The sequence below is a fragment of the Sneathiella limimaris genome (assembly GCF_012932565.1).
Lineage (GTDB): Bacteria > Pseudomonadota > Alphaproteobacteria > Sneathiellales > Sneathiellaceae > Sneathiella > Sneathiella limimaris.
Map to the genome: position 1 here is coordinate 78213 of NZ_JABBYJ010000003.1, position 12069 is coordinate 90281.

Genomic DNA, 12069 nt, shown 5'->3' on the forward strand with positions numbered 1-12069 from the left:
GGACCTGCTTGACCCAAGCCCTGAATAAAAAATTCTCCAATTTATTTGAAATTTAACAACGAGAGGTAATGCAGAACTACCTATCTATCGATGCGGGTCCGCTCCAGCAGTGTCGTAAATTCTGCCAACACTGACGCATGTGCATCACCTGATTTGGCTTCGGCATGCAAAGCAATCATGAAATCTTTGGACATGATGACAGATTTTGCAAAACTTCGGATCCGTTGGGTCATCATGGGCTCACTAAAGGCACCTTCTGAGATGCCCCTCAAAAGCATTAAACCCAGTTGAACTTTCTGCGGGTAGGCATTTTCAAGGTTACCTTCCACATTGTTTGCCTCATAAAGCTCAATCGCTAAATCATCTAAATCCTTCGCCATCCGATCCGCAAAGAAATCCTGGAACCCGGCCCGGCGTACACCTGTTTGAATTCGACAAATCTTTTTCAGAGTCTCAATATGATCCCGACCGGATGTCACCACCTCATTCCGATTAAAGGGTGTCTCAAGAATGGGGATTATGTAATTGGCGATCGTGCGCATATTGGACGCACCGATAATTCCGCCGGCGATCTGCACCAGTCGATCAATCCGGTCTAAAGAATGATCATACCCCTCCAGGAAAGCTGCAATGCTTGTGCTACCCGTCATTCGCTCGCACCGCTCTTTAAGAGCATCTACACATTCCTGTCCACCGATGTGGGATCCACCTTTAATCTCAAGTTCTTTGAGAATTCGCTTGTGATAAAGCACACTCTTAAATGGATCATCCTTGACGAAAGACGCATTACCCTGGAGCGTTGTCATAACTTTATGAAGCAGCGCTTTCTGCGTTTCGGGTAAACGTTTTTGTTTAATGTGGGATACGATTGCTGGCAAAACGACGTGGCTATCGGCTTTTGGGCCTGCTTTGGCCTTGATAACTTCTAATAGGCGAAGAATACCATCACCCATATTTTCGCTACTTCCGACGAGGGCACGAACATTCTCACCTGAAATCAGAAAATCAGCGAGCCATTTATCCAAATATTTGAGAACACCACTGTCATCGTTGTCCGCGACGAGTTCTAGGATTTTTTCATATTTTTGATCGAGGGTTTTAATCCCTTTCGTATATCGACAAAATGCCGACATGAACGCCTTTTCAGGATCATCCTTCTCAGCCGATTGTCTATAAAGTGTCTCAAGATCAGTTTCATCAACTTCCAGAAAATCTTCTGTTTGACGTTGAACCTTAAGATCCTTCAAAACTTCATTGGTCAAATTGTATAATTCAAGAACTCGCTCATTGACCTTTTGGCCTGTTTTTTGGACTTGGGAAATTGCAATCTTTTGAACAGCACCTTGCAGGATCTGTCCCGTGTCGTTCAATTTCTGCAAGTTTTCAGCGTGATACAAAAGCTCGATAGGAATTAAGTTCCAACCTTTCAATGGGCCGTTGAGCTGATTAAAAATCGCCCGGCGCGCATCCTGTCGGAACAAATCGCTCGCTTGCTTGCATATCGGAAGAATAAGCTCATAGTCTGAGCTTTTAGAACTTTTTGGATCGGCCTTTTCGCCGGCAAAATAAACTTCTTTATCCTTGAAGCCCTCATCCCCATCTCCGTAGGAAACTTGAAGGACTTTTACTGCTTTGAGAGGAATATCTTTTAAAAGCGCAGCTGCGCTGTCTACGGCAGTTTGCCGATCGTCACATACACGTTGGACAGTCCAGGAGTTAGACTGTCGGCCATGTATCTCAAAATGTGAGCTCGCTTGAGCCATGACATCTCCTGAGGGGTACTTAATACTATTTCGCGATCCTCCCTTTATATTTGTGCATCGTTAACAAAATACAAATAACGTAGCGGAAATAACCCGGCCTGGTATTTGAGATCTTAGAGTGTCGGTTTTAAGTGACCACCAATCCGAATTGGTTCAATCGAAGTGGCCAATCCGGTTTCATCATTTGTTTCAATCAGAATGCCACAAAGTGTCGCCGCTCCGAGAGCTGGCGTAAATCTTCCACCCGGAATTTTCCGAGTAAAACGCCTCAGTGGCTCGTCTTTTTGCATCCCAATGACAGAATGGTAGTCGCCACACATCCCTGCATCTGTTTGATAGGCTGTGCCACCTGGGAAAATCATCGCATCCGCTGTTGGAACATGTTGATGACTTCCGACAACAGCAGATGCCCTGCCATCACAGAAATGACCCATTGCCATCTTCTCTGATGTCGCTTCAGCGTGCAGATCAACTAGAATAAAATCATGCTGACTGCCTAAACGATTCCCGTTTAATAATCTGTCGACAGCCGCAAAAGGATCATCCAGCGGATCCATAAAAACTCTACCCATCGCCTGAATAATAAGTATGGATTTCCCACGTGCTGTCTTAAAAACGGCCGCACCACGACCAGGTGTACCTTCAGGATAGTTTACAGGGCGGATCAGCTTTTTATCAGAAGACATGATATTCATAATCTCCTTCTGATCGAAGCTATGATTACCGAGGACAATGCAGTCAACACCGCTTTCATAGAAAGAATTGGTAATTTTCTCAGTGATCCCAAAACCCGAGGCGGCGTTTTCACCGTTGACAACCACGAAATCAAGCTTGAGAGACTTCCGAAGCTCCGGCACTTTTTCAATAACGACCTCACGCCCCGAGCGCCCGACCACATCACCACAATATAAAACTCTCACCGAAACTTCCTAACTTTCTTCTCTGTGACAACCCAGTCTAACGGTTGGTCATATTCATCAATAACCACTTCTTCGACACGTTGCCCCTCATAGGCATAACCAACAGCTTGAATAGATTTTTGCGCTCTCAAAACTGCAAGAGTTCGATCATAAAATCCACCGCCATAACCCATCCGATAGCCTCGTTCGTCAAATGCCAAAAGCGGAACCACTAAAATATCGGGAATAGCTTCTGGAGCATCTCTCGAAGGCTCGACGGTCTTAAAACCAGCCTTAACAAGTGGCTGGCCAGGTTTCCAAACCCGGAAGATTAAGGGTGTGTCGCGCTCCTCAATAACCGGTAAAAGGCAACGAACCCCTTCGATATCAGCCAACTTTGTAATTAGAGGCTGGGTATCCAGTTCACTTCCAATAGGAATATATAGTGAAACCGCTGAACTCTCTCCAACCGGGATTCTGTCAAAAAACAAACCGGCAGCAAATTCAGCCGCCATTTCATCTTTCAACTGCTTGCGCTTTTCCAGAGAGTAAGAGCGTTGATCCTGCTTCTTTCTGGAAATGTCCGTCAATGGCAGGCCTCCTTACCTGGGAAATGTGCTGATCCACTACAGGCCGTCGATGCTGCGAAATCACTGTGGCCTGACAAGTCAGGTGGGAGCCGATATGATAGAACCACGGTTCAGTCAGGGACTAGCCCCCCAGGATTCGGTATTGGCCCCAGGATTAAAATGATCTAACAAACCAAGCAGACCAGCGAAGCTTATTTAAGCCTTTTCCAGTCGATCTGCAATAGTTTCCAATTGTTCAGCAATAGTTTGAAGGTGAGCCTGCCCATTTTCAGCGTCCGGTTTCGAACCATCTCGCAGACCATCAATGGTTTCATAAGCTTGGGACAAGTCATCGGCGATCAACAATGAGGCCATCAACAACAACTGTCCTTCGTTAGCCGTCCCGGCGGCTTCACTCAAGTCTTTAACTTTTTTGTCTACATATTCGGCAAGATACAAGAGATGATCTTCCTCGCCATCATCGCAAATGATTGGATAAGATCGCCCATTAACCTTGACTGTTACGCTTGCCATTTACTTACTGCTCCAACAGCTCAGCCACATTTTTAATTGCTTTGTCCAAACGACCAGAGGCAGCATCAGTGGCCTGCTTCAAGCCATTGTATGAGGCTGTCAACTCCAACAGCTCCTGCCGCAACAGTTGATTCTCAACTTTTAGGTTATCCACCTCAGCTTTCAAGACAGACTCATCTCCCATCATCAAGCTACCTTGAGCCGGGCGCTCAGACAGTTTACTCGACAGATCATGCAGCCGTTTGAGGGCAGTTTCAATCCGTGATTCGGTGTTGTCGCCTCTATCCATGATAGTTATGCCCCATTTTTAGTTTCATGCGTCCAATGAACCTGAGTTGAGACAATAAGGCTTGCACACAATATGCGTCAACCGAAATACAGGTCACCAAATTGGCCATTTATTCAATAAATCGGTCACTAAGATGTTGACGTACAGGTCATAGAGCGGCATCTTCCCACCCGATTTCGAAGCTTGCCGGAAAATTGTCCGCCTAATCGGTTACCCTGTATCTGTCATCTAGTATGCACAGAGGCAGGTTATTTCCTGGCAGGTATTGTTGTGTTTTACCCAAATGGGCACTGATGGTCGATTACTTTTCCAGCCATTGAGCGGACTTGAAAAGTAGATATGTCTATCTCGCATCAGTGGATAGCGAAGAGTCTATGATGAACGAAAGCGGCGCCAACACCACGCCTTCCAATACCAAACACACGGAGATGGCAAACGCAATCCGTGCACTGTCCATGGATGCCGTCCAAAAAGCAAATTCTGGTCACCCTGGCATGCCCATGGGAATGGCCGATGTTGCAACTGTTCTTTATTCCAAATTTTTAAAATTTGACCCCGCTAAACCAAACTGGCCGGACAGAGATAGATTTGTGCTGTCCGCTGGTCATGGCTCCATGCTGCTTTACTCACTCTTGTATCTCACCGGGTACAAAGACATGACCATGGAGGAAATCAAGAATTTCCGCCAGCTAGGATCTAAAACGGCTGGTCATCCAGAATTTGGACATGCATCTGGCATTGAGACAACAACTGGGCCGCTAGGTCAGGGCCTCGCAACAGCTGTTGGAATGGCATTGGGTGAGCGAATGATGGCCGCCCGTTTCCCGAATGCAGTTGACCATTATACATATGTGATTGCTGGCGACGGTTGTTTGATGGAAGGTATCAGTCATGAAGCGGCGTCCTTTGCAGGTCACAACCGTCTCAACAAGCTGATTGTCCTATGGGACGACAATGAAATCAGCATTGATGGTAAAACAAGTCTTGCAGTCTCTGATGCTCCCCTGAAAAGATTTGAATCCTACGGCTGGGATACTTATAGCTGCGATGGTCATGATCCGGATTCAATTGAAACCGCTATTGCTGCTGCTCGTGAAAGTAACAAACCTTCTCTGATCGCTTGTAAGACAACAATCGGGTTTGGCGCACCTAACAAAAAAGGCACTTCCGGAGTACATGGCGCACCACTTGGTGAAGAAGAGATCGCGCTCGCCCGTAAAGAACTGAACTGGCCTCATGCGCCGTTTGAAATCCCTGTTAAGATTCTGGACCGTTGGCGGGCTGTTGGCACCAAAGGTGCCCGTCTTTCTGCGGAGTGGGAAAAAACAGTCGCTGAGATGGATGCCGACACCAAGTCAACATTTGACTTTGCTCTTTCAGGGGAGGTTCCTGCTGAATTAGATGAAGCGCTTAATGAGTATAAAAAGAGCCTTTCAGAGAACGAACCTGCTTGGGCAAGCCGAAAAGCAAGCCAAGAAGTTCTAAAAGTCATTAATGAATATGTGAGCAACACTGTTGGTGGATCTGCAGACCTTACCGGTTCGAACCTAACTAAGACCGACCATACAAAGCCGGTAACACCTGACGATTTTTCAGGTCGTTATGTTTATTATGGCGTCCGTGAGTTTGGTATGGCCGCGATTATGAACGGCTTGGCCCTGCATAAAGGGTTTATCCCGTACGGCGGAACATTCATGGTATTTACCGACTATGCCCGTCCCGCAATTCGTCTATCTGCCTTGATGGAACAGCGTGTTGTCTATGTGATGACTCATGACTCCATTGGCCTTGGTGAAGATGGTCCAACCCACCAACCTGTTGAACATTTGGCTTCACTTCGGGCGATGCCGAACACATTTGTATTCCGTCCTGCTGATGCTGTTGAAACTGCTGAATGCTGGGATCTGGCCCTGAAAGCGAAGAAAACACCTTCAATTCTCTCGCTAAGCCGACAGAACCTGCCCACAGTTCGGACGGACCACACAGCAGAAAATCTCAGTGCAAAAGGAGCGTACGAACTTTCTCCTGCTAGCACAGAAGCAAAAGTCACATTATTCGCTACCGGTTCTGAAGTTGCGATTGCTCTGGATGCCCAGAAAGTTCTGCAAAGCGAAGGTATCGGTACACGAGTTGTATCCGTCCCGTGTTGGGAGCTATTTGACAAACAACCATCTGCTTATCGAAAAGAAGTTCTTGGACCAAACACTGCGAAAGTTGCTATTGAAGCAGCCTGCAGCATGGGTTGGAAGAAGTTTATTGGAGATAAAGGCAAATTCATCGGCATTGATAGTTTTGGTGCGTCAGCGCCTGCTGATGAACTCTACAGCCACTTTGGTATTACAAGTGAAGCCATCGTTGAGGCGGCGAAAAAACAACTTTGAGGAAATTGAAAGGCCTTGTTGCCTTGCGAGCAAGTTATAGGAGCTTAAAAAATGACAGTTCGTGTTGCTATTAATGGTTTTGGCCGTATTGGTCGGAATGTTTTGCGGTCCATTTATGAATCCGGTCGGACAGACGTAAAAGTTGTCGGCATTAACGACCTTGGTTCCGTAGCAGCTAACGCTCATCTTCTGAAATATGATAGCGTTCATGGCCCGTTTCCAGGAGACGTGAAAGTTACTGACAATGCCATTATTGTAAATGGTGATGTCATTCGCGTAACTGCGGAACGCAACCCAGCTGACCTGCCTTGGGGTGAGTTGGAAGTTGATGTAGCTTATGAATGCACAGGTATCTTCACACATGCTGACAAAGCAAAAGCTCACATCGAAGCAGGTGCAAAGAAAGTTCTGATTTCTGCACCTGGTACAGAAGTTGATCTGACCGTCGTTTATGGTGTGAACCACGACAAGCTGGAAGCCGGGCACAAAATCGTTTCTAACGCGTCTTGCACAACAAACTGTCTAGCACCAGTCGCTCAGGTTCTGAACGATGCAATTGGTCTTGAACATGGCTTTATGACGACTGTTCATGCTTACACAGGGGACCAACCAGTTCTGGATACTCTACACAGCGACCTTCGTCGGGCTCGTGCAGCTGCTACATCAATTATTCCAACATCAACAGGCGCAGCGAAAGCCGTTGGTCTTGTTCTACCAGAATTGGCTGGAAAACTTGATGGAACATCTGTTCGCGTTCCAACGCCTAACGTTTCCATGATTGACCTGACTTTCGTTGCCAAGAAAGCCACAACAGCTGAAGAAGTTAATGCTGCAATCGTTGAAGCCGCCAATGGACGCCTGAAAGGTGTGCTTGGTGTGTGCGATGAGCCTCTTGTGTCCATCGACTTCAACCACAACCCAGCAAGTTCAACATTTGATGTGACTCAAACACAGGTCGTCGAAGGAACTTTTGTTCGCGTACTGAGCTGGTACGACAATGAATGGGGCTTCTCCAACCGGATGAGCGATACTGCTGTCATTATGGCGAACCTCGGCTAATACAAAAGACGGAGAAAAAAGCGAATGGCCGGTTACCGGAACCTTGATGCGATCGATGCGCAAAATAAAACAGTACTGGTTAGGGTTGACCTGAATGTCCCTATGAAAGACGGGGCAGTGTCAGATTTTACCAGAATTGAAAGGGTCGCACCGACCATTCGTGAACTTTCCCAAAAGGGTGCCAAGGTGGTTCTGCTAAGCCACTTTGGGCGTCCAAAAGGTCAAGTTGTCCCTGAAATGTCATTGGCACCTGTGGCAACTGCTCTTGGTGACCATTTGAACTTAAAGGTCAAATTCATCGATCAGTGCATTGGCGAAACCGTTTCAACTGAGATTACTTCGTCAAATGCTGGTGATATCATAATGCTTGAGAATGTTCGTTTTCATGCAGGCGAAGAAAAGAATGACTCTACCTTTGCTCAAGAGATGGCCAAACTAGGCGATCTTTACGTGAATGACGCTTTTTCTTGCTCCCACCGCGCGCATGCTTCAACTGAAGCGCTGGCTCATCTTCTGCCCGCATTTGCTGGCCGCAATATGGAAGCGGAGCTCACAGCACTCGAACAGGCGCTTGGATCTCCAGAACGCCCAGTGATCGCGATTGTGGGCGGAGCCAAAATTTCCACAAAATTGGACCTACTTTTCAACCTGATTGAAAAAGTAGATAGCCTCGTTATTGGCGGCGGAATGGCCAACACCTTCCTGAATGCGCAAGGGATCGATGTCGGGGCCTCACTATGCGAACACGACCTCGCAGAGACCGCTCGGGAAATTCTGGCGAAGGCGGAAAAAGTCAGCTGCGAAGTTATCTTGCAAAAAGATGCTGTCGTCGCCAAAGAATTCAAAGCAAATGCAGACAACCGGACTTGCCCAGTAACCGAAGTTTCTGCAGATGAAATGATGCTGGACATCGGCGCGTCTTCCGCTGCTGAACTCTCAAGTAAATTGAGCTCCTGTAAAACACTGATTTGGAATGGCCCATTGGGCGCGTTCGAAATTGAACCTTTTGGTGCAGGGACATTCTCAATTGCTAAAGAAGCTGCTAAACTGACTAAAGAAGGTAAATTAATCACGGTAGCAGGCGGTGGAGATACGGTCGCAGCCCTGGCCAATGCAGGGGTCAGTGAAGATTTTACTTATATCTCAACTGCAGGAGGCGCCTTCCTGGAATGGATGGAGGGCAAAGAACTTCCAGGAGTGAAAGCACTCGAAACCTAATACGATAGGGACGGAGCAGATGACGGAAATTTCCATGGAAAACATTGCCACGATGCTAGTCACCAGCAGCAAAGGGATTCTCGCTGCCGATGAAAGCACAGGCACCATCAAGAAGCGCTTTGATACAATCAACGTGGAAAGCACTGAAGAAACCCGTCGCGACTATAGGGAACTTCTTTTCACCGCAGAGGACGTCTCTGATTATATCAGCGGTGTTATTCTTTATGATGAAACAATCCGACAGACTGGTTCTAACGGAATCACCCTCAGCCAAACTTTAAGCAGTCAGGGGATTATTCCAGGTATCAAAGTCGACAAGGGTGCAAAACCACTAGCGTTCAGTGATGGTGAATTGGTCACGGAAGGCTTGGATGGCTTGAGAGAACGCCTTCAGGAATATTATGAACTTGGCGCACGATTTGCGAAATGGAGGGCTGTTATTTCCATCGGTGACGGCGCACCAAGTCAATATTGCATTGATGTGAACGCGCAAGCCCTTGCTCGCTATGCCGCCCTATGTCAGGAAGCCAATATTGTCCCGATTGTAGAGCCTGAAGTTCTAATGGATGGCGATCATTCAATTGATGAATGTTACGCGGTCACGGAAACCACGCTCAAAACTGTATTTGATGAACTTTATAAGCAGCGTGTTGTTCTAGAACAAATGTTGCTGAAGCCCAATATGGTTGTTTCAGGTAAAGACTGCCCTGATCAGGCCGGTGTTGAAGAAGTCGCGGCGAAAACAATTTACTGTTTTGAGCAAACGGTTCCTGCAGCAGTTCCCGGAATTGTCTTTCTCTCTGGAGGTCAATCAGAGGCACAAGCGACTGAACATCTAAACGCGATGAATGCATTGGGGCGTCACCCTTGGGAACTGAGTTTCTCCTTTGGGCGCGCATTGCAAGCCTCCGCTTTGCACGCTTGGCAGGGAAAATCGGAAAATGTTGGGGCCGCGAAAACAGCTTTTCTCAATCGGTGCCGCCTGACTAGCCTTGCGAGAGATGGAAATTATTCACCAGATATGGAAAACAACTAGTCTTGATTTTCTGATCTTTCTGAGGAGTAATTTCGATCGACAGCTTCCGCACTCGGCTATATCTCATCTCTCCACCAAAGTTTGAGATACCCGTTTATAAAGAACAACTCAACGCCGCACTTAATGGCGGGGATGTGGCCTGTTTTCAGCTGCGCTTAAAGGATCAGCCAAAAGATTTTATCCGGCAGGCATGTGAAGAATTAATGCCTCTGGTCCAATCCAATGATGTCGCATTTCTTGTCAATGATGATCCGGAAATTGCAGCGGAGATGGGCGCAGACGGCGTCCATGTTGGTCAGGAAGATACGCCTTATAAACAGGCCCGAAATATTGTCGGAGAAGAGGCAATTGTTGGGGTGACGTGCCATAATTCACGTCATCTGGCGATGGTTGCGGCTGAAGCAGGTGCAGATTACGTCGCTTTTGGTGCCTTCTATCCCACTCAAACCAAGACACCTAAAACAACTGCAGAACTTGACCTCCTCCAATGGTGGTCGGCCCTTGCCGAAACTCCTGTAGTCGCAATTGGTGGGATAACAGTTGACAATGCCGCTCCACTGGTTAAAAGCGGTGCAGATTTTTTAGCAGTATCAGGCGGTGTGTGGAATCATCCTGAAGGCCCCGAAAAGGCCGTGCAGGAACTGAACAGCGTGATTGATCAGGTTCATAAGACCTGATAACTTCCGCGCCGCATATCTTATTTTTTGAATGGATGATGGTAAGCCATGAAAATTAACGGCAATGCAATTCGCCCCGGCAATGTAATCGAACACAAAAACGGCCTTTGGATCGCAGTGAAAATTCAACATACTCAACCCGGTAAAGGCGGCGCCTATCTGCAGGTTGAACTGAAGAACCTTCGTGACGGAACCAAGCTGAACGAGCGCTTCCGCTCTTCTGAAACAGTCGAGCGTGTCCGCCTGGAACAAAAGCCGTACCAATATCTTTACGAAGATGGCGAGCTGTTGACTTTCATGGATGCCAACACCTACGAACAGGTCAATATCTCTAAAGAACTAGCTGGTGATAAAACTCAGTACCTCAAAGACGGTATGGATCTAGAGATCGAATTCTATGAAGATGAGGCATTAAATATCTTGCTGCCTGAACATCTGACCTTTGAAATCACTGAAACCGAACCAACAGTTAAGGGACAGACTGCTGCGTCTTCCTACAAACCGGCTATGCTGGAAAATGGAGTACGGATTATGGTTCCTCCTTTCTGTGAGGCAGGTGAGAAGGTCGTCGTTAACACCGAAACATCCGAATATGTAAAGCGGGCAGACTAACCCGCTTTTTCTCAACCCCAGTAATCAGGTAAACACACAATGGCTCGCAAATCCGCTCTTATCAATGTCATGGAAGGTGCTGCCCGCAAGGCGGCCCGGAAACTTATCCGTGATTTCAACGAAGTTGAAAAACTCCAGGTTTCCAAAAAAGGACCAGCGGATTTCGTTAGCAATGCGGACACTTCTGCAGAAAAGACCATTCGCGAGGAATTAGCTCGAGCACGTCCGAACTATGGTTTTCGGCTGGAAGAAGGCGGTGAGATTGAAGCCAAAGATGGCAGTCACTACTGGGTAATTGACCCGCTTGACGGCACAACAAACTTTCTCCACGGCATCCCCCATTTCGCCATTTCCATCGGCTTGGTAGAAGGCAATAATATCATCGCTGGTGTGATTCTGGATCCTGTAAAAGATGAGCTGTTCTGGGCTGCAAAAGGTGAAGGCGCGTTTATGAACGATTTCCGCCTACGGGTATCGGGTCGTTCAAGTATGGCTGAGTCTTTGTTTGCAACAGGTATCCCATTCCTCGGCAAGCCTGGCCATGAGCTGTTCTTGAAAGAAGCGAACGAGGTTATGGCTGTATCTGCAGGGATCAGACGTATGGGTGCAGCTTCACTTGATCTCGCATATGTGGCTGCTGGCCGCTATGACGGCTACTGGGAACGTGGTCTCTCCTCTTGGGATCTCGCAGCCGGTGTTATTCTGGTTCGCGAAGCCGGTGGCCTGGTCAGTCAGATCAATGGTGGTGAAAAGATCCTGGAAGAAGGCGACGTTTTGGCTACCAACGCCAACGTGAATTCCCAACTTTCAGAAATTTTACGCAAAGCCCGCAGAAACAACTAATCATACTGCCTCTTAAAGACTACCCACTTAAGAGTTGTGAGCGAACGCTTGCTAAGTTATTCTTTGCATGCAATATTTTCGGCTGTCATGATTGTGCCAACTTTTTAGTTCACTAATTCAATGACCCAGCAGCAATTGATGTTAAAGAATTGCTGAGCGTTTGCGCAAATCGATTAGTAAGTTTGGGGG

Annotated in this window: 12 protein-coding genes and 1 other RNA gene; 7 read left to right on the plus strand and 6 right to left on the minus strand. The window is 47.2% G+C overall.

What is annotated here, in order from left to right:
• Positions 1-80: 80 nt before the first annotated feature.
• The 6 genes from HH301_RS16075 to HH301_RS16095 all read right to left on the minus strand — a co-directional run bounded on the left by HH301_RS16075 (position 81) and on the right by HH301_RS16095 (position 4054).
• Positions 81-1763, minus strand: coding sequence for a hypothetical protein (locus HH301_RS16075; RefSeq protein WP_169570062.1), 1683 nt, complete (start codon positions 1761-1763; stop codon positions 81-83).
• A gap of 113 nt (positions 1764-1876) precedes the next feature.
• A complete protein-coding gene (locus HH301_RS16080; protein ID WP_169570063.1) occupies positions 1877-2683 on the minus strand; it encodes a TIGR00282 family metallophosphoesterase in 807 nt (268 codons plus the stop codon).
• Positions 2680-3252 carry a 5-formyltetrahydrofolate cyclo-ligase gene (locus HH301_RS16085; RefSeq protein WP_169570064.1) on the minus strand — a complete coding sequence of 191 codons (573 nt, stop codon included), beginning with the start codon at positions 3250-3252 and terminating at the stop codon, positions 2680-2682. Before HH301_RS16085 ends, HH301_RS16080 begins: the two co-directional genes overlap by 4 nt.
• Positions 3253-3278: 26 nt before the next feature.
• Positions 3279-3438, minus strand: a non-coding RNA gene (gene ssrS / locus HH301_RS18010) — 6S RNA.
• A 9-nt stretch (positions 3439-3447) separates the two neighbouring features.
• Positions 3448-3765, minus strand: a complete 318-nt coding sequence (locus HH301_RS16090) for a cell division protein ZapA (protein ID WP_169570065.1) — start codon at positions 3763-3765, stop codon at positions 3448-3450.
• A gap of 4 nt (positions 3766-3769) precedes the next feature.
• A complete protein-coding gene (locus HH301_RS16095) occupies positions 3770-4054 on the minus strand; it encodes a DUF4164 family protein (RefSeq protein WP_169570066.1) in 285 nt (94 codons plus the stop codon).
• Between the two features lie 377 nt (positions 4055-4431).
• On the opposite strand from HH301_RS16095, the gene tkt reads away from it, so the two are divergent.
• From tkt to HH301_RS16130, 7 genes are all read left to right on the plus strand, one after another.
• Complete coding sequence (gene tkt / locus HH301_RS16100) at positions 4432-6435, plus strand: transketolase (protein WP_169570328.1); 2004 nt, start codon at positions 4432-4434, stop codon at positions 6433-6435.
• Positions 6436-6486: 51 nt separating this feature from the next.
• Positions 6487-7494: a type I glyceraldehyde-3-phosphate dehydrogenase gene (gap, locus tag HH301_RS16105; RefSeq protein ID WP_169570067.1), complete on the plus strand. Its 1008-nt coding sequence runs from the start codon at positions 6487-6489 to the stop codon at positions 7492-7494.
• A gap of 24 nt (positions 7495-7518) precedes the next feature.
• A complete protein-coding gene (locus HH301_RS16110; protein ID WP_169570068.1) occupies positions 7519-8712 on the plus strand; it encodes a phosphoglycerate kinase in 1194 nt (397 codons plus the stop codon).
• Positions 8713-8731: 19 nt separating this feature from the next.
• Positions 8732-9748, plus strand: a complete 1017-nt coding sequence (locus HH301_RS16115) for a class I fructose-bisphosphate aldolase (RefSeq protein ID WP_169570069.1) — start codon at positions 8732-8734, stop codon at positions 9746-9748.
• Positions 9749-9813: 65 nt separating this feature from the next.
• Positions 9814-10425 carry a thiamine phosphate synthase gene (gene thiE, locus HH301_RS16120; protein ID WP_338091389.1) on the plus strand — a complete coding sequence of 204 codons (612 nt, stop codon included), beginning with the start codon at positions 9814-9816 and terminating at the stop codon, positions 10423-10425.
• A gap of 48 nt (positions 10426-10473) precedes the next feature.
• A complete protein-coding gene (gene efp / locus HH301_RS16125) occupies positions 10474-11037 on the plus strand; it encodes an elongation factor P (RefSeq protein WP_169570070.1) in 564 nt (187 codons plus the stop codon).
• Positions 11038-11076: 39 nt separating this feature from the next.
• The gene (locus tag HH301_RS16130; protein WP_169570071.1) at positions 11077-11880 is read left to right on the plus strand and encodes an inositol monophosphatase family protein; all 804 of its coding nucleotides are present in this window, start codon (positions 11077-11079) and stop codon (positions 11878-11880) included.
• Positions 11881-12069 lie beyond the last annotated feature (189 nt).

Excerpts from the sequence above, each read along its gene's own strand:
- HH301_RS16090 (WP_169570065.1), bottom strand. The coding sequence starts at position 3,765 with ATGGCAAGCGTAACAGTCAAGGTTAATGGGCGATCTTATCCAATCATT.
- gap (WP_169570067.1), top strand. The coding sequence starts at position 6,487 with ATGACAGTTCGTGTTGCTATTAATGGTTTTGGCCGTATTGGTCGGAAT.
- HH301_RS16115 (WP_169570069.1), top strand. The coding sequence starts at position 8,732 with ATGACGGAAATTTCCATGGAAAACATTGCCACGATGCTAGTCACCAGC.
- efp (WP_169570070.1), top strand. The coding sequence starts at position 10,474 with ATGAAAATTAACGGCAATGCAATTCGCCCCGGCAATGTAATCGAACAC.
- HH301_RS16130 (WP_169570071.1), top strand. The coding sequence starts at position 11,077 with ATGGCTCGCAAATCCGCTCTTATCAATGTCATGGAAGGTGCTGCCCGC.
- tkt (WP_169570328.1), top strand. The coding sequence starts at position 4,432 with ATGAACGAAAGCGGCGCCAACACCACGCCTTCCAATACCAAACACACG.
- HH301_RS16075 (WP_169570062.1), bottom strand. The coding sequence starts at position 1,763 with ATGGCTCAAGCGAGCTCACATTTTGAGATACATGGCCGACAGTCTAAC.
- HH301_RS16095 (WP_169570066.1), bottom strand. The coding sequence starts at position 4,054 with ATGGATAGAGGCGACAACACCGAATCACGGATTGAAACTGCCCTCAAA.
- HH301_RS16110 (WP_169570068.1), top strand. The coding sequence starts at position 7,519 with ATGGCCGGTTACCGGAACCTTGATGCGATCGATGCGCAAAATAAAACA.